The sequence below is a fragment of the Archangium violaceum Cb vi76 genome (assembly GCF_000733295.1).
In the GTDB taxonomy this organism is placed as follows: domain Bacteria; phylum Myxococcota; class Myxococcia; order Myxococcales; family Myxococcaceae; genus Archangium; species Archangium violaceum.
On sequence record NZ_JPMI01000385.1, the window covers coordinates 1 to 291 of the forward strand.

Sequence of the window (291 nt, forward strand, 5' to 3'; positions counted from 1 at the left end):
AGACCCCCCCGACGANATTTGGCCACCACGGTGCCCACAGAGGTCTCGTCGATGAGAAGGTGCACCCTGCTGCCGACCTCGGCGGTGCCGGAGAAGGTGGGAGTGCGGGTGGTCAGCACGGAGCCGTTGGCGGGAGCCGTCACCACCGGGAAGGCCGGCGGCAGCGTGTCCACGGTGAAGGAGACAGCCGAGGAGGCAGGGCTGACGTTGCCGGTGCCATCCGTGGCGGTGGCCCGCGCCGAGTGCGTCCCCTCGTCCAGCGCCGCCGAGATCGTGAGACTCCAGGTCCCC

1 protein-coding gene is annotated in these 291 nt (G+C 70.7%); it reads right to left on the reverse strand.

Translation table 11 applies throughout. The features are described from left to right. Positions 1-272 (reverse strand): Ig-like domain-containing protein (locus Q664_RS59735; RefSeq protein WP_425117480.1); only part of this gene is annotated, 272 nt, incomplete at its 3' end. Positions 273-291 lie beyond the last annotated feature (19 nt).